Origin of the sequence: Pseudomonas sp. Pseusp16 (assembly GCF_047324915.1) — a bacterium.
Lineage (GTDB): Bacteria > Pseudomonadota > Gammaproteobacteria > Pseudomonadales > Pseudomonadaceae > Aquipseudomonas > Aquipseudomonas fluorescens_CD.
This window is the reverse complement of the sequence record NZ_CP168522.1, coordinates 2,203,809-2,220,974: the sequence shown is the minus strand read 5'-3', so window position 1 is coordinate 2,220,974 and position 17,166 is coordinate 2,203,809. Positions and strand designations below refer to the sequence as shown.

The window sequence follows — 17,166 nt, the reverse complement described above, 5'->3', positions numbered from 1 at the left end:
GATGATGGTGCGATCTCTGAACGACATTGAAAGTATCGAGCAGGCTCCATTATCGGAGCGTGGCTTGGCTTGCAGCACCTATGAAGCACTGGCGCGTACGGCCGGGCTTTCTCCCAATGCGCCCGCACTGAGTTTCTTCGCCGACGCCACGTGCTTCAGAAACACCCACCGCTGGAGCTACTCCGAACTCGTCGAAGATATCACCCGCGCGGCGAATGCCTTCCACGACCTGGGCATTACCCCGGGTGAAGTGCTGGCCTTCATCCTGCCCAACCTGCCGGAAACCCACTTCACTATCTGGGGGGGGGAAGCGGCCGGTGTCGTCATGGCGATCAATCCGCTGCAGGAGGCCAAACAGATGGCGGCCTTGCTACGGGCCGCCAAGGCCAGCGTGGTGGTAACGCTCGCACCGACGCCGGGCAGCGACCTGTGGCCCAAGCTGGCCTCGCAGCTGGATCAACTTCCCGAGATCAAGCACGTCGTTTGGGTTGGCATGGGCCCCTATATCGATGTCGCTCAGCGCGAATCCCTTGAATCCCTGGCGGAGAAAGAACGTGAGTTGCACAGGGGGGCCACGATTCATGAATTACGAACGTTGATGGATGCTCAGCCAGGCTCGCACCTGAAGAGTGCCCGGCTGTTCCGCCCTGAGGATCGTTCCTCTTACTTCTGCACCGGCGGTACCACCGGGTTGCCCAAGATTGCGATGCGTACCCATGGGGCGGAGGTCTTCAACGCGTGGGCCATGGCCACTCACATGCAACCCCATGGCGGGGGTCAGGTCATTTTTTGCGGGTTGCCGCTGTTCCATGTAAATGCTCAGCTGGTGACAGGCCTGATGCCCTGGACGCAGGGTGATCATGTCATCCTCGGCACGCCGCAGGGTTATCGCGGTGAGGGTGTGATCCCACGCTTCTGGGAGATGGTCGAGCACTTCGGCATCAACTTCTTCTCCGGCGTTCCAACGGTCTATTCCGCACTGTTGCAAAACGATCTGGAAGGCCGCGACCTGTCCAGCCTGCGTTATGCCATGTGTGGTGCCGCGCCGATGCCGGTCGAACTTTTCCGGGAGTTTGAAGGCCGGACCGGGGTGAAGATCCTCGAAGGCTATGGACTCACGGAGGGCGCGTGCGTCTCCTCGGTCAATCCGCCCCATGGCGAGCGCCATATCGGCTCCATCGGTATACGGATTGCCTACCAGGACATGCGTGCAGTCATGCTCGATGACGCGGGAGATTATCTGCGCGACGCCGACATCGACGAAATTGGCCTGATCAGCATCACGGGTCCGAACCTGTTCGAGGGTTACGTTGAGGAAAGCCATAACCGGGGCCTGTGGATCGGGATCAATGGTCAGCGCTGGCTGAATACGGGCGATCTGGGGCGTCAGGATGAAAATGGCTACTTCTGGCTGACCGGGCGCAAAAAGGAACTGATCATCCGCGGCGGCCACAATATCGATCCCAAGCAAATCGAGGAAGCACTGCAAGCCCATCCAGCGGTGGCGTTGGCGGCTGCCATCGGCAGCCCGGACGCCTATTCGGGTGAAGTGCCGGTCGCCTACGTGCAACTGCGACCAGGTCACATCTGCGACGTTGAAGAACTTGAGCAGTTTGCCCAGCGTCACATCAGTGAGCGAGCGGCTGTTCCCAAGCGGATCGAAATCCTCGAGGCACTGCCATTGACGGCGGTGGGCAAGATCTTCAAACCCGCCTTGCAGCAGCATGAGGTCGCCCGAGTCATTCGGCAGGAAGTGCAGCGCATGTGCCTGAAGGACATTGCGGTCGAGGTGATTCAGCATGAACAACGTGGATTGGTCGCGTGCATCCGGGCCGGGCGAGAACAAGAGTCGCTGGCCCTTCTTCTAGGTCGCTACAGCTTTCAGGTGGAGTGGCTTGAATGATCCTGACGTTGTCTTCGTAAATTCGATACTCCGCCCCTGGTACTAATCCGCCAGGGCCTTTTTCGCAACTTCGATCAACGCCAACCGGCACTGCCAAGTGCACCGGAAGGCGAAGCTTTGCCTGCGCACCAATCAATAAAAACAATTCGAGGTGGGAAATGAAACTGAGCAACCGTGCAACCCAGTGTCTCTGCGCTGTGCAAAAAATGTCTTCCTGGATCAAATTCACAGGTGCCGCGGCAATACTCAGCGTTTCAACAAGCGCGGGCGCCAACGGCATTGCCTTGAACGAGCAAAGTGCAAGTAGTGCGGGTACTGCTTATGCGGGGAGGTCGTCTTCCGCGTTGGACGCCAGCACTATCTTTGGAAACCCTGCAGGTTTGACCAAATTGAAACGTGCCGAGGTTTCCGGCGGAGCCGCGGTCGTTTCGGTGAACGTTGACATCAGTGATGCGCAGAGCAGTGCCCAGGGAACGAATAAAGGGGACTCGGTCCCTTTGGGGGTTGTGCCCTTTGCCTATATGTCGACGCCGCTTGACGATCGTTTTTCGATTGGTCTGGGCCTGTATGCCCCGAGTGGTCTGATCAATGATTACGAGAGCAGTTTTCAAGGCCGTTACCATGGATCCTATAGCACGACCAAGGAAATAACCCTGCAGCCCACCATTGCCTGGCGGATCAATGATTACGTGTCCATTGGTGGCGGGCCGACCATAAACCACTTCGATGCAAAGCTTCAGAACTACCTGGCCACCGGCGCCCTGAACAACGGCGAAGACACGCTGGTCACCATCAAGGGCGATGACACGGCACTTGGCTACAACGTCGGGGTTTTGTTTGACTTGAGTGATGCCACCCGTTGGGGGATTAACTATCACTCGAAGGTGGATTATGAACTCAAAGGGCATACCGAGGTTAGCGGCTCCCCGAGCGTAATTCCGCTGGACGGAAAGTATGACAACAAGATAGACCTCACGATGCCCGAATCCGTCGACACCTCTATCACCCATCATTTCAACAGTCGCTGGACGGGATACCTGGGGGCCACCTGGAAGCGTTGGAGCCGGGTCAAGAAGGTCGAGGCAGTCAACAGCGGACTTTCCCCCCTGGGCCAGGCGGCGGGCCTGGGAAGTGTGACCGAAGAAATGAACTGGCATGACACTTGGGCCACCGCCGTTGGCGCATCCTTTCAATTGAACCGGCAATGGCTGCTGCGCGCAGGCTACGCCTATGATCCGTCGCCAATCGGCAATGCCGATCGTAGCGTGCGCGTTCCCGTCGGGAATCGCCAGGCCGTGACCCTGGGTGGCGCTTATTCGCCGAGTTCCGATCTGACGATCGACTTTGCTTACGGTTATCTCTGGGATTCCAAAGTCTCGGTGAAGCAGTCGAACAACTCAGGTCTTCAACCGGAATACAGTGCCAAATACGACAACAGTGCGAATGGGGTTTCAGTGCAGGCAACCTATCGGTACTGATCGGCTTGACCCAGAGCATTTCCACTACGAATTGATTGAATGGTTTTTCCAGCGCCCATAACTGAACTTGTCATGGGGGCTCCTTACAGCGGGCGGACGCTACGCGTTCCACGGCGTTAGTAGCCATGCCAAATCGAGGCGCTTCACCAGGCGCCTTGCTGTCGGTGCACTCTCCACAAGAGGGTCTCTGCTTTGTCTCTGCGCCTGTCTGAGGGTCGTCGCTATCCGTGGCGATCTGGAAGACCCCGAACTCGTGCTCCGCGAGTTCGGGACGGCGCCACCGAATCAGCAAATCAAAGTCTGCAGGTGTTGGATTGCCAGGCCACTGCGATTTACTTACGTGAAAGGTAGCTTTTGGCCTGTTTTTGCCTGTCACCAAGGGCAGCAATCGACCCTTTAAGCTACCTGCGATCCCTGTTGCGCGAACTACAGAGTGGCCAGGGCGACCACGCTCAACACCGGCCAAGTACTAGAATGCAATCGCACTGACGACAGGGCTGGCCCCATTGAAGAAGTGTTGCAATCCTCACAGCGGATCCTGATGACAAGTTCTGCTCGCTTTGACAAAAAACAGGACAAATGAGGTGAGGATTGACACTCCAGAGTGACCTGACGAAATGCCGGATTAATGCAACAACGAGCGGCGCCTCGCATAGGCGAAGTAGATCACCAGGCCAATTGCCAACCACGCCCCAAATACCAGCCAGGTCGTCTGCTTGAGGAAGGTCATCAAGGTTACGCAGAACACGATGGCGAGCAACGGAACAACGGGCACGCCCGGGCATCTGAATGCGCGAGGGAGATCGGGTCGGGTCTTGCGCAATACGATCACTGCCACCGAGATCAGACTGAACGCGGCCAACGTACCGATATTGATCAGCTCGGCGAGGACGTTCAGCGGAATCAGTGCCGAGATCAGCCCGAATGCTATTCCGACCATCCAAGTGGCGAAAAACGGGGTACCGAATCGTGGATGAACCCTGGAAAGGCGCTGGGGAAGCAGTCCGTCGCGCGACATCGCGTAGATGATCCTGGTTTGACCGTAAGCCATAACCAGAATGACAGTCGTCATGCCAATGATTGCGCCTAAATCGACGAACCCGGCAACCCAGCTTTCACCGGCATGTTGCAACGCCAATGAGACCGGGTGATCAACGCCAAGGAATTGGGCATAGGGCACGATGCCGGTCATGATCATTGAAACGGCAACGTACAACACCGCACAAACGGCCAGGGAACCGATAATGCCGATGGGGAGGTCACGCGCCGGTTTTTTCACTTCTTCGGCGGCAGAGGAAACTGCATCGAAACCAATAAAAGCAAAAAAAACCAAGGCCGAAGCACTCAAAATGCCTTGGCCACCGAAGGGAGCGAAAGGTTGCCAGTTAGCCGGCTGAACATGTCGCGCACCAACGGCGATGAAGAGCAGCACCACGGCGATCTTGATGATCACCATCACGTTGTTTACGCGCGCGGATTCCTTGATGCCCATGGAAAGCATCCAGGTAATTGCCAGCATAATCACCAGCGCGGGCAGGTTGAACCAGGTTTCCACACCGGGCAAAGAGCCTGGAGCCGCCGTAAGCACAACCGGAAGATTCAGCCCAAATCCGCTCAGCAGGGACTGGAAGTAACCCGACCACCCAACAGACACAGCCGAACTGGCCAGTCCGTATTCGAGCATCAGATCCCAGCCGATCATCCAGGCCACCAACTCTCCCAGCGTCGCGTAGCTGTAGGTGTAAATCGAGCCTGCTACCGGTACGGATGAGGCGAACTCGGCATAACAGAGCGCTGCAAATGCACAGGCCAACGCCGCTAACAGGAATGAAACCATGAGGGCCGGTCCCGCAGTCAATGCGCCGGTTCCGGTCAATACAAAGATGCCCGTCCCCACGATTGCACCGATACCAATCAGGACCAGATCCATCGGCCCCAGCACTTTTTTCAACCCGGAAGGCGCTCGGGCAGCAGCAATCATTGCGTCCAGGTCTTTTGTTCTGAAAATGCTCAATATTGCCTCCGTTGTTACTTGTTTTTATTGTCAGGGCGTGTGGCTTGGGTGTCGGAAGTGACAAGAAATTGTATTTCAGCGCCTCGAAAATTAGCTTTCGAAACGGATCTGTATTTAATTATTTTCAGACGTTAATTATCCAAAATGTGTTCGTTACGTAATTTTCTTTCTAATATCCGTTGTTTCTAGAAATGGATGCTTGATCAAGGACCTGCGGGATGGGGCCGATCGCCCTGCCGCGTACTCATTGTTAAAGGGAGAGAACACATGATGGAAATGGATAAGGTTGATCGTTCAATTCTGGAAATTCTGCAAACGAATGGTCGCCTGACGAACGCCGAGATCGCCGCTCGTGTCTGCCTGTCAGCGCCAGCCTGCTGGAAGCGCCTGAAGCGCCTGGAAGAGGAGGTGATTGTCGGGTATCACGCGCACTTGAACCCAAAGACCATGGGGCTGGGACTTTTTGCTTTCATCAGCGTCACCCTCGATAGTCACTCCGAGGACGCCATGGAGCATTTCGAAGCGGGCGTTCTGGCGCTGCCCAACATTATTGCCTGCCATAAAGTGTCGGGGAAATACGACTACCTCTTGCAGGTAGTCGTCAAAGACATGGAGGCATTCCATGAACTCGCCATGCATCGCATACGTACACTCGGCAGTATCAAGGAAATGTACACCGGGTTTTCGGTCAAGGAGATCAAGCACTGTAATACCTTGCCACTGTAAGTGCCGGGACTTGCCCCTTGCTCAGGACGAGTCAAGCATTACAAAAAAACCGGCAAGAGATCCTGAGGGTGTGACTCACCTACATAGGTAACAAAACAGTTCAAGCACATAGGTAACAGTTTTTACGTGCATGGGCAGGACGCCCACTGGAATCTCAAGAAGGCCCACAGGATTCTGCCGGGCGATCCGGTTTATGCCACAATCAATGCCGGGTTTGGCGGGGTCTTTGTATCCTCGAACTTGGTGCCGTCGATGTGGGCCGGCATTCTATCTAACGACAAAGCAACGACAGGGACCGTCATCAATGCAATCCAGTTTCAGCAAAGGCGTCATGTTTGCACTCTCCGCCGCGGCACTGAACGCGACGATCGGTGTGCTTAGCAAAGTCCTCATGAGTAATGGCTTCACTGCCAGCAGTGTGGCTGTCATCAAGACCCTGCTGGGTTGCATGCTACTTTCGATCCTGTTGCTTTTCCTCAAGCGCCCGGCGTCCACGGCCAAATGGACTCAGGCGGCAATCTGCGCCTTCCTGGGCATCTTCGTGCTGTTTCACTTCGAAACGTCCGCCTATCGGCATTACGCTGCGGCAGGTGTAGTGGTGGTGCTGATGGCCAGTGCCTCGATTTCCTCGATCATCCTGGGGCGCATTTTCCTCAAGGATGCCATCACCGCGAACGCGACCGTGGGCGCTGCACTGGCCATCGCCGGGATCGCGGTGATCTTTGGCGCCGACCTGCAACAGGGCTTTACCCTGCAAGGCGCTGCGCTTGCCTCCATGGCCGGCTGCGGCTATGGGGCCTTTTCGGTTGCCATGAAGCGGATGGGCGTGTCCGGGGGGCTGCACCTCACCCGGCAATTGCTGTTTTTTGGCAGTCTGTACCTGCTGATGCCGGCTGCGGCCGATGGTTTCGTGATCGGCGAGCTGTCGCCATTGGCGATCGCCGCACTGCTGGCGCTGGCCGCGCTGCCGACCATCCTCGGCTTCTTTTGCACCACCAAGGCCATCGAATATCTCAAGCCATCCCAAGTGCAGGCGCTGGAACTGACCGAGCCGCTGTTCGCCGCGCTGCTGGCGTTTGTGGTGCTCCATGAAGTACCACGCGAAAGCCTGTTCGCGGGGGCGGCACTGATCATCGTCGGACTGTGTTTCTCCAATGAGCTGATCCGCTTGGGCAGCAAAGCCCCGGCCCCGACGACTGAGTGAGCGATTGTCGGGTCCTTTGCTGGCATATTGATTTCAACGCTCCCTGTCACTACGTCACCACCCCACTTTAATGACGGGGCTCGATTTCCCTCGTTCTATATCAGGATGAGAGCACCGTCGAACAGTGTGACCATGGAAGGGAATGACCATGCTGGTAATGGATGATCTGGTACAACTCGGTAAGACGGAGCGCTTCGAGGACTGGCTGGGGAACCTCAAGACACTGACGTGTAGACTGGGTTACTCGAATTTCCTGCTGGGCGTAAAGCCTGGTCCTGTTGCGCCTGACGAGCAGGTATCGATTCAAAGCAACTACCCGGTAACCTGGCTGGCGCAATCATTACGACAGCCAGGCCTATGTCGCGATTGACCCGATCGTGCATCACTACCTCAACTCTGACCTGCTGTTGCCCTGGAACCGGGAGAACTATCGACAGCCCGCAGAATCGGCGTTCTTCGAAGAAGCCGCGATGCATGGGCTCCAGTTGGGGCTGGCAGCCATTTGCAACGGATTTGACCCGCCCCTCTAGCAACCATGACTGGCAGTGAACGGCCAGTTGCTGCCTGTCGCCACCTCCGGCTTGTGCAGTTTTCTCAAGTTCATGGCTCTGATGGGTAATTGCATCTGCTCTTTCGGCCAGGTGAAATACCCACCGATTCAAGCGCGGCGAGAATGTTGTGGACAGGAGATAAACCGGGCTGATGCGCTGTGGCTGTTTTGATACAACAACCGCACACATCAGACGCATGTGGAGCCTCTATCAATAAAAAGCCCGGCAGTGTCGCACTACCGGGCTTTGTTCTCAGTACCGCACTCAGAATCGATAGTTGGTGCTCAATTCCAGAGTCCGTGGCGCACCGGGTGTGATCAGGTCCACGGAGCCATGCGCCGAGGCGTAATAGTCCTTGTCGAAGACGTTACGCAAACGCAGGGCCATGTCCCATTTCGGCAGGTCGTAGAGCAAGGCTGCGTCCACGGTGGTGTAGGCCGGCATGACCACTTGGTTATCCAGGGAGGTGTAACGGTCATCGACATAGTTCGCCCCCATGCCTACACGCCATTGCTGTGTCAAAGAGCGTACCAACCACACATTGGCGCTGTGGCGCGGGGTCAGGGTCGGAGTCTGGCCTTCGTTGGCGACACCGTTGGTTCGGCTGTTGGATTTGGTGATCTCGGCATCCAGATAGGCGTAACCGGCATAGACCTGCCATTTGTCGCTCAACTGTCCGCTGGCGGTCAGTTCGAGGCCATCGGTACGCTGTTCACCCGCCAGTACCAGTTTGCTCGGGTTCGCCGGATCGCTGGTTTTCATATTGGTGCGTTCCAGACGGAACAGCGCCGCCGTCAACGCCAGGCGATTGTCGAGCAGGTCCCACTTGCCGCCGATCTCGAAGTTGGTGGTCTCTTCTGGTTCCAGGTCCTGGTTCGTCGTACTCAGGGCGAACATTTCAGCGGAAGGCTGGTAGGAACGACTCACCGAGACGTAATAGGACTGAACCTGATCAGGCTGATAAACCAGGCCGACTCGCGGGCTCCAGGTGGTATCGGTTCGGGACAGGGAGCTGTGCGTCAGGTCGTCGGAATATTCCTGGTCGAACACGTCATAACGCACGCCCACCAGCGCCTTCCACTTTGGCGCCAACTCGATGAGATCCTGGACGTAGAAACCGGCCGTGTCCTGGGTATTGGTGCCCTTGGCGGTTTGCCGGTTGGCCTGGAACGGCACGTCGACCAAGCCATCGCGGTACACCGGAACCTGCGCCACGTTGTTCTGGCTGAACACGGATTGGTCCTTGACCTGGCGCCCCAGTTCCACGCCATAAAGCAGGTTGTGGTTCATCCCGGCGAGCGTAGCCTGTTGCTTGAGCTCGGTCTGGTTGAACCAGCCATCCTCCTTGCGCTGCACATTGCCGCGGTTGAGCTTGACCAACAGTTCGCCATTGGCGGCGGTGACGAAGCGTGTCGGGCTGGAGTCGGCGAGTGTATTGTTGCGATCCAGGTCGTAGTGGTAGTAGCGGCTGGTGTTGCTCAGGCTGAAGTCGTCGTTGATCCGGTAGTCGACACCGGCCGTGAACGAAAACACCTCGCTGCGGGTGTAGTCGTCATCCGGGTCGGCAGCACCGAAGCGTTTGCCACGATCCACATCGACCGGACGATCGCCTCGCGCCGGGATGCCGAAGTCGATCAGGCGCCTGTCATACAGATAGCTGGCACCCAGGTTCAATTCCAGATCGTCGGAGAGCTTGAAGTAAGCCGAAGGTGCGATGGCCTTGCGGTCGATATAGCCGTCATCGCGGAAGGTGTCGCTGTTTTCCAGCGCACCGGTCACCCGGAACGCCTTGTCGTTCTGCTGTTGATCGGCCCAGCCAGCGTCGAACTGCGTGCGCTTTTTACCTTCGCTGTCGAAGCTGACACCCACTTCCTGTTTGGGGTCGAAGTTGGGCTTTTTGCTGATGCTGTTGATCAGGCCACCGGATGAGCCGCGGCCATAGAGCACCGCTGCGGGCCCCTTGATCACTTCCACGCGCTCGACGTTGGACAGATCGCGGAAGTACAGGGCGTCGTCACGGATACCGTCGATGTACATGTCGCCGATGGCGCTGAAGCCGCGGATGGTGACCTGGTCGCGCTGGCCATCGCCATTGGACAGACCGATCCCCGGAACATTCTTCAGCACGTCTTCCATCGACTGCGCGCCCTGGTCCTTGATCACGCTCTGGGGAATCACGTTCACCGTTTGCGGAATATCACGTAGCGGGGCATCGATCTTCAATGCACTCCTGCTCTCGGTCGACATATAGCTCTGCTCGTTGTACTCACTGTTTACAGCGGTTGCCGGCAGGGTCAGAGCAGTCTCGGTTTCTGCCTGTAGATCAGGTACGACCAGAACGCCCAGCAACGACAGAGAGGCTGGGTAAATGCGCGATAGAGCCACCATGGACACCTTTTGTGTGAATTTTCGCGCGAATAATAACGATTATCTTTTGTAAGTAAATACATATCATTTCGATACAAGCGACCGACACGAATCAGAACATTCGTCTCAATTTCGCCTGGCGGCTGTACTTTCAGAGGGAGGGTCGGTGGACGGCGTCGTGCGCAGGAATCAGGCTGTGGTAGCCAAACATGAACGCCGGCCGGCCACAGGCGATCCAGTCAATGCGTTTGAGGGGGGGGTTATAGGGGCGTTTTCAAAAAGCGCTGTTCATGATCAGGATCAGGCAACAGGCAGGTGTCGTATTTCCCGAAGAGACGATAACGATTGAGCGCAATGCGGTCGTATGCCCAGTCTCGAAGCTTGCGAGGGAAGATGCGCAACAGGTTCACGGGGCGCCAGCGTGCGGGAAACCGGGCAATGACTTCGAAAAATGCTTCCGAACGTTCCCAGTAGTGCCGGTCGCGGATCACCGCCATGGTGTTGAATTGATCCAGGGGTAAACCTGCCCACGCGAGCAGAGCCTGCCCCTCGGGTGACTGAACCGCCGCCAACCGCACGCGCCGCTGGCGGTCATGGCGAATCAGGAACCTCACCCAGCCATTGCACAGCTTGCAGATACCGTCGAACAAGACGACCGTTTCTCCAGGTTTGAGCAGTGGCGCGGGTAAGGGGCGGATATGCGAGGCTGGCATAAGCATGGTTCCAAGGGGATCTCGGTCAAACCAGCGCCAGCAGCACCTTGGGTGCTGCATTTGAGGGTTGAGGCCGCACATTTGCGGCGGCCTCCTGGCGCGTTACACGGATCAGCTGTTGCTGTGATCGGAGACCTTGGCTTTGCTTTGGGCTACAGCGGCTTCAGCTTTCTGTTTCTGGGCAACCTGGAAGGCTTCCATCGAGACTTTTCGGGCCGACTCCATGCGAGTGAAGGTGCGATCACCGCCACCTGTGGCCATTGCCAGAGAAGAAGCGGTCAGAGCGGCGGCTACGAAGAGAACTTTCATGGATTTCATTTGGGTTTCCTCAAATTGAGAGTTGGTAAATAACTAGAACTTGTAAATAACTAGAACTTGTAAATAACGAATAGCGGTATGTATTTGCTAACGCAGAACCTGCCTGTTCAACCTGGCCTTACCATCAAGCCAGGGCGGCGTTTCGTGCGATCCCGGTGTCTTGCTCCAGACGCCCTTCGCTGCCTTTGTTTTTTGCATAGGCGGTGAGCAGTACCATCATCGCGAATCCACCGACGATGAGAACCGGATAGGCTGCCAGCAACTCGACCAGCGAGTACTTCCAGGCCAACGGACGACCAACACCGAGCATGGCGGCATAGAACCACGACACGGCAGAGAGCGCACCGGAGAACAGCGCCAGCATGCGCAGGCTGAAGGAAAGATTAAGTATCGAACCGGCTTTTTTCAGCGCCGGCAATACAGCGCTATGCAACAGGAAGCCGTTAAAGGTCAACAGTACAACGATCCCGATCTTGGCCTGCAGTTTTGGATTGAGGAAGTATTCCATTCCTTTACCGGCATAATCGATCCCGACAATACCAATGCCGGTAATCCAAAGAGCCCAAAGTGCAAGTACTACGGTTTTTTGCAGGCTTTCCATGTGCGCGTCATCATGGTGACCTGACGCATCTCCCTTCAGGAGTTGCTTGACCATTGCGACGTCACTGGTCAAGACCAGGCCAATTGCAACACAGCAGGCGATTAGGTGGAAATATACAACGCCCAAACGAACATATTCCACGGTGGACGAAGAAAACATACTAAGTTCCATGGTGACCTCTTGGCTTCAATAGTGAATCAGCATGACGCTCGGCACGGCATGATTGGCGTTTGCCGTTGCTGATTGCAATTAAGATTCAGTAATCACTATTCATTAGTCTTGCGGCATTAGGCGGGCAAGATAATAGCGATTTTCGCGAATGAACTTTTAATCATTCGGTCATGTAAGTTTTCAGGTTACAAAAACATCAATTCGCACTGGGTGAATATGAAGTTCAACTTGCGCTTGCGGGGTAGGGCGTGGCCCGGAACCCTGGCGGCGAGCGGATCAGACAATGCTGGTTGGACTGGCAGGGCTTCCACCCCATTCGAGGAAACGGATCTTGTGGACCTCACCCTCGCTGTCTTCGTAGACCAGGGTCACCGGTACCATACCGGTCTTGTCGGATGTATCGGTGCGCTGCAGTACCCGCTTTACATCGATTTCCATTCCGTAGTGGTATTCGACGGCCGAGACATGCGCGCCGGGTTCTTGCAGGCCGTTCTGGTCAAAGACACTTGGGGCGAGACTGGAAATTACTGCACTTACTACTGTGGCGATGTTCATTAGGCTTTACCTCTTCTGAAGTTCGCTTGACGAGGACCTAATGTGACACGTGATGAACGCGAAGTTCACTAAACCGCGACGAACGCACCCAACCTGAGTCGCCTGTAGTGGCTTCAGGCTCCCGGCTATTCCCCGCGCTTGACGCCTTACGACCATTCGTCCATTAAACGCCGTATTTGTTGGGCGAAACGCCTTTTTTTGATGAGGTCATAACATGTCATGACGGATTTTTGCGCAAGATTTCACGCAGTAGATGTGACAGGACATGGACCGAAAATGACTGCAATCGGGCCACGGATCCACTCTGGGTTATCAACATCCGAGTGGCTCAAGCGACGTTCCGTTTGGCAATGAGACGGCGCAACCACCCATTCAGTCACAGACCGGCTGACCGGAGCATGTTTACGGAGGGCGGGGCAGGCAATCAGGCGAGGTCCACGGTTTCTACAGTGATTTGCGCAATCGCGTGAAACGGTGCGAGGGCAGCGTCATCGGCAGTTGCACAAGTAATCAATCGCCATTCGCGTTCGATAGGCGTCCAATGCTGCTGCCGCGCTCGCCCGAGTTTGTCGGTGTCGGCGAGAACGACGATCTGCGCAGCCCGCTTGATGATGCATTCCTTGAGATAAGCCTGCTGCGCACTCGCCTCGCACAAGCCGAATTCCGCGACGACGCCGTCTGCGCCGAGGAAGGCTTTGTCCACGCTCAGGCGGCTCAACGTCAGCTCGGCCAATGGCCCCAGGGTGCTCATGCTCGAACCGCGCAAATCACCGCCGATCAAGGTCAGGCGCACGCCCGGCGCGTTGGCCAGGGTCATTACGGCGAGCAGGTTGTTGGTCACCACATGCACGTCCTGGCGCGAGCACAAATGATGAGCCAGTGCGGCGCAAGTGGTGCCGCCGTCGAGCAGGACGGTGTCGCCGTCCTGGACGTGGGCAGCCGCTGCAAGGGCGATGGCGTCTTTCTGTTCCCACTGGCTGGTTTTGCGCTCTTCCAGCGAGGCTTCGGGTTCATGGACACCCACCACGGCGGTGGCGCCGCCGTAGGTGCGGACCAGGTGCCGCTGCTTGGCGAGCATGGTCAGGTCGCGCCGCACGGTCGCCTCCGAAACGCCGAGGGCCGCGCTCAATTGCTCGACGTTGGCATCGCCGATGCGTACGAGATCGAGGATGGCGCGGTGGCGTTCGGACACTTTCATGGCGGGGGCTCGTTGGTTGGGCGGTGGTCGATCTTACACGACAGTGCCGCTGCACCTCATCCCCGTCGTGTGGCCAGCTCAGCGCCCTGGCGCAGTGCTTCGAGCAGGCTGCGCTCATCGGCGATGCCCTTGCCGGCGATGTCGAAGGCGGTGCCGTGATCGACCGAGGTGCGGATCACTTCAAGGCCGACGGTCACGTTCACCCCGGCTTCGAGCCCCAGTACCTTGACGGGACCGTGGCCCTGGTCGTGATACATCGCCACCACCAGATCGAAGTCGCCACGCCCGGCGCGGAAGAACAGGGTGTCGGCCGGCAACGGGCCGGTCACGTCGAGGCCGCGTTCCTGCAGCAGCTTCACCGCCGGGATGATTTTCTCTTCCTCCTCGCCATAACCGAACAGGCCGTTTTCACCGGCATGCGGGTTGATCCCGCACACGCCAATCCGCGGACGGGCGATGCCTGCCTTGATCAGTGTGGCGTTGCCGCGCTCGATAGTGCGCTGGACCAGGCCCGGTTCGATCTTGCGGATCGCATCGATGATGCCGATGTGGGTCGTGACGTGAATCACCCGTAGCTGCGGTGCCACCAGCATCATCGACACTTCGTCGACGTGGGTCAGGTGCGCGAGCATTTCGGTGTGGCCGGGGTACTTGTGACCGCCGGCGTGCAACGCTTCCTTGTTCAGCGGCGCGGTGCAGATCGCATCGATCTGTTTGGCCTCGGCCAGTTCCACGGCGCGGGCGATGTATTGATAAGCAGCGTCACCGGCAATGGGTGACAGCTCGCCGAACGGCAGGTCATCGGGGATCAGGTCGAGATCGATGCAATCGATGGTGCCGGCCTCGTACAACGCCTGGGAGGCGTCTTCGATACGGCGCACTTTGGCGCTGCCGCCGACAATCACGTTGGCCTGCTCCAGGCGCCGCGCATCGCCGATCACCAATGGCCGGCATTGTTGGTAGACGATGTCGTGGGTCAGGCTCTTGACGATGATTTCCGGACCGACACCTGAGGCGTCGCCCATGGTGATGCCGATGATGGGGAGGTAGTTGCTCATAGCGTTCATTGGAGTCCTTGGATTCGGGTACGTTGGGGCGGGGAGCGATCGGCGCGTTCGCTCAAGTGCTGCCATGCCGCATACAAGGCGCGGTCAGTGCCGAATGCACCGGCCTTGGTGACAATGCCGGGACGATGCCCTTGCCGGGAAACGGTGGGGCGCGCGAAAGCCACGCCGGCTTCGATTTCCGTGAGCAATTGCAGGCTGTCGATGCCGACGGTGGTCAATATGGCCCGCGCCGTCTCGCCACCCGTGGCAATCAGGCCGCCGACCTTGGCGAAGTGCGGTTCTACCAGCACGGCCAATCGGGTTGAGAGTCGAGCGCCCTCCAGGGGATCGAACGCCTCGTCGCGTCCAATGCGCAGCAGCAGGTCGCTCCAGCCGTCCAGCCGCTCGCCGATGCGCGCTTGCCACAGCGCCCAATCGACGTGCGTCGTGCCTTGGCGCAGGACTTCGGGCGGGACCACCAGTTCGCTGACCCCGCCGCGCTCCTTGAGCAGTGCGCATTGCCGCTCGCAGACACCTGACAGGCTGCCGACCATGATCAGAATCGGTGCCTGGCTTTTTTCCTGTGCTGTGGGTTCGATTGCCGTGAAGCGTGCTTCGGAAAAATCCGCGAGACTGGCGATTTCCCGCGCCAGCCCACCCGAGCCGATCCAGAACAGCGGCTGTTCCATGGACGCGGTCAGGCGAGCGATCGTCAGCAGGTCGTCTTCGGTTTGTGTATCGACGATCAGCGCCTGGGTACCCTTGCTCGCCACTTCAGCGATGTGACGCACGAGTGTTTCTTCATTCCCGCGCAAGGTGTCGAGATCAAGCCTGGCAGTGCTCAGGCCTGCGGCCACCAGCATCGCCTCGACATCCGCCGGGCGATCGGCGTTTTCGAGCTTCCAGGTATCGGTGGTTTCCAGCGGCTGGCCGTTGACGAACACCCGGCCACCGCGCAACGTGCGCCCGGTTGCAGGAAACGCCGGGGCGACGATGGCCAGGCCCGCCAGCGGTTGCAGGGCGGCCACTTCCGCCGCCCAGTTGCCGCGCAAGGTCGAATCAATTTTCTTGTACAGCCGCTGACCGGGACGCTGCAGCGCCTTGTACGCAGCGACCGTGCGTTCGGCGGCTTGCGCCGGGGACAGGCGCCGTGTGTCCGTATCGGCGGCAATCACCTGGGCGTCAGCCTTGTCATGCAAAGGGTCGAGCGTGACGACCGTTTGCATCCCCGCGCTGGCAAAGCCGATGGCACAATCCGCCGCGCCCGACAGATCGTCTGCGATGATCAGAATGCTCATCGCAGGGCTTCCTGCTTTTGCGCCTGTAGGTCCGACTCGGGGATGACGGCGGGTTTGCGCTGTTGCACGCGTTTGGCCACCGCTGCGGTGAGCAACGGTGCGAGGATCGCGGTGACCACGACGCAGGCAGCCACCAGAATCGTCGCGCTCTTGGCCGCTTCGGCGTACACCGGATTCGCCGCTGCGATCAACGCCGGAACGGCGGCGGCATTGCCCGCTGTAGTGGCTGCCGCCACGCCGGCAACACCGGTGCCGCCGGTCAAACGATCGGCGAAGAACAGCGGAATGCCGGTCAGCACGACCACCGCGACACCCATGCCGAGCCCCAGCAAACCAGCCTGCCAGACGTTATGCAGGTCGAGGCTGGCACCCAGTGCGAGGGCGAAGAACGGGATCATCACCGGCACGGCCTTGGCCAGGAAGTCGCGCATGTCGCGGTCGAGGTTGCCCAGCAGCATGCCCAGGGCCAGCGGCAGGATGCTGCCTACCAGCGTCGGCCAGGGGAAGGCTGACAAGCCGGCAATGCCGAGGGTCACCATGGTCAGAAAAGGCCCGGATTCCAGCGACATCACCGAATAGGCGCCGACGTCTTCGGAGCGGCCGTACTGCCCCATCAGCGCCATGTACAAGCCGCCGTTGGTGTCGTTCATTGCGGCGACCACCGCCAACGTGGAGATACCGGCGAAAAGCCCGGAGGATATGGGCTGCTCACCCAGGAAGTGGCCAAGCACGATGCCGATGAGCACGGCGATGCCGACTTTGGTGACGAGCAGCGTGCCGCCCTTTTTGAGCAGGTAAGGCGTGGCCTTGATATTGATGCTCGCGCCCATGCACACGTAGAACACCGCCAGAATGGGCAGTGCGCCGGTGAACAGCGCATTGGTGAATGATCCGAAAAATTTGGGCGTGTCAGGCAGGAATGTCGCCACGAGCGAGCCGATCAGCAGAGGCACGATCATCATGCCGCCGGGGATGCGTTCAATGGTGCGCTTGATAGGAATCTGGGCCACGAGGGTCTCCTTT

The 17,166-nt window shown here is 58.1% G+C and carries 16 protein-coding genes; 6 read left to right on the top strand and 10 right to left on the bottom strand.

All coding sequences use genetic code 11. The features are described from left to right. Window position 1: 1 nt before the first annotated feature. Together ACEN8Q_RS09905 and ACEN8Q_RS09900 are read left to right on the top strand one after the other, a co-directional pair. On the top strand, window positions 2-1,903 hold the full coding sequence (locus tag ACEN8Q_RS09905) for an acyl-CoA synthetase (RefSeq protein WP_413705078.1): 1,902 nt from the start codon (window positions 2-4) through the stop codon (window positions 1,901-1,903). Between the two features lie 158 nt (window positions 1,904-2,061). Further along, on the top strand, window positions 2,062-3,381 hold the full coding sequence (locus ACEN8Q_RS09900; RefSeq protein ID WP_413422367.1) for an outer membrane protein transport protein: 1,320 nt from the start codon (window positions 2,062-2,064) through the stop codon (window positions 3,379-3,381). A gap of 625 nt (window positions 3,382-4,006) precedes the next feature. Here ACEN8Q_RS09900 and ACEN8Q_RS09895 read toward each other — a convergent pair. Next, the gene (locus ACEN8Q_RS09895; protein ID WP_413422365.1) at window positions 4,007-5,395 is read right to left on the bottom strand and encodes an amino acid permease; all 1,389 of its coding nucleotides are present in this window, start codon (window positions 5,393-5,395) and stop codon (window positions 4,007-4,009) included. Between the two features lie 267 nt (window positions 5,396-5,662). Between ACEN8Q_RS09895 and ACEN8Q_RS09890 the strand changes: the two genes are divergently transcribed. The 4 genes from ACEN8Q_RS09890 to ACEN8Q_RS09875 all read left to right on the top strand — a co-directional run bounded on the left by ACEN8Q_RS09890 (window position 5,663) and on the right by ACEN8Q_RS09875 (window position 7,855). After that, window positions 5,663-6,121 (top strand): Lrp/AsnC family transcriptional regulator, encoded by a 459-nt coding sequence (locus tag ACEN8Q_RS09890; protein WP_413422363.1) that lies wholly within the window; start codon window positions 5,663-5,665, stop codon window positions 6,119-6,121. A gap of 304 nt (window positions 6,122-6,425) precedes the next feature. Beyond that, window positions 6,426-7,325: a DMT family transporter gene (locus ACEN8Q_RS09885; RefSeq protein WP_413422361.1), complete on the top strand. Its 900-nt coding sequence runs from the start codon at window positions 6,426-6,428 to the stop codon at window positions 7,323-7,325. 142 nt (window positions 7,326-7,467) lie between these two features. Next, window positions 7,468-7,695, top strand: a complete 228-nt coding sequence (locus ACEN8Q_RS09880) for a hypothetical protein (RefSeq protein ID WP_413422359.1) — start codon at window positions 7,468-7,470, stop codon at window positions 7,693-7,695. Between the two features lie 7 nt (window positions 7,696-7,702). Beyond that, complete coding sequence (locus ACEN8Q_RS09875) at window positions 7,703-7,855, top strand: hypothetical protein (RefSeq protein WP_413705077.1); 153 nt, start codon at window positions 7,703-7,705, stop codon at window positions 7,853-7,855. Window positions 7,856-8,140: 285 nt separating this feature from the next. On the opposite strand, the gene ACEN8Q_RS09870 is transcribed toward ACEN8Q_RS09875, so the two are convergent. From ACEN8Q_RS09870 to ACEN8Q_RS09830, 9 genes are all read right to left on the bottom strand, one after another. Beyond that, window positions 8,141-10,264 (bottom strand): TonB-dependent receptor, encoded by a 2,124-nt coding sequence (locus tag ACEN8Q_RS09870; protein ID WP_413705076.1) that lies wholly within the window; start codon window positions 10,262-10,264, stop codon window positions 8,141-8,143. 239 nt (window positions 10,265-10,503) lie between these two features. Next, a complete protein-coding gene (locus ACEN8Q_RS09865; protein ID WP_413422353.1) occupies window positions 10,504-10,956 on the bottom strand; it encodes a thiol-disulfide oxidoreductase DCC family protein in 453 nt (150 codons plus the stop codon). A gap of 111 nt (window positions 10,957-11,067) precedes the next feature. Next, the gene (locus tag ACEN8Q_RS09860) at window positions 11,068-11,274 is read right to left on the bottom strand and encodes a co-regulatory protein PtrA N-terminal domain-containing protein (RefSeq protein ID WP_413422351.1); all 207 of its coding nucleotides are present in this window, start codon (window positions 11,272-11,274) and stop codon (window positions 11,068-11,070) included. 124 nt (window positions 11,275-11,398) lie between these two features. Next, on the bottom strand, window positions 11,399-12,046 hold the full coding sequence (locus tag ACEN8Q_RS09855) for a hypothetical protein (protein WP_413422349.1): 648 nt from the start codon (window positions 12,044-12,046) through the stop codon (window positions 11,399-11,401). A gap of 276 nt (window positions 12,047-12,322) precedes the next feature. After that, complete coding sequence (locus tag ACEN8Q_RS09850) at window positions 12,323-12,601, bottom strand: DUF2790 domain-containing protein (protein WP_413422347.1); 279 nt, start codon at window positions 12,599-12,601, stop codon at window positions 12,323-12,325. Window positions 12,602-13,025: 424 nt separating this feature from the next. Further along, complete coding sequence (locus tag ACEN8Q_RS09845; RefSeq protein ID WP_413422345.1) at window positions 13,026-13,799, bottom strand: DeoR/GlpR family DNA-binding transcription regulator; 774 nt, start codon at window positions 13,797-13,799, stop codon at window positions 13,026-13,028. A 56-nt stretch (window positions 13,800-13,855) separates the two neighbouring features. After that, window positions 13,856-14,857, bottom strand: coding sequence for a 4-hydroxythreonine-4-phosphate dehydrogenase PdxA (gene pdxA / locus ACEN8Q_RS09840; RefSeq protein ID WP_413422343.1), 1,002 nt, complete (start codon window positions 14,855-14,857; stop codon window positions 13,856-13,858). Between the two features lie 5 nt (window positions 14,858-14,862). Next, entirely contained in the window at window positions 14,863-16,143 is a 1,281-nt protein-coding gene (locus ACEN8Q_RS09835) for a four-carbon acid sugar kinase family protein (RefSeq protein WP_413705075.1), read from the bottom strand. Next, window positions 16,140-17,153, bottom strand: coding sequence for a 2-keto-3-deoxygluconate permease (locus ACEN8Q_RS09830; RefSeq protein ID WP_413422339.1), 1,014 nt, complete (start codon window positions 17,151-17,153; stop codon window positions 16,140-16,142). Before ACEN8Q_RS09830 ends, ACEN8Q_RS09835 begins: the two co-directional genes overlap by 4 nt. Window positions 17,154-17,166 lie beyond the last annotated feature (13 nt).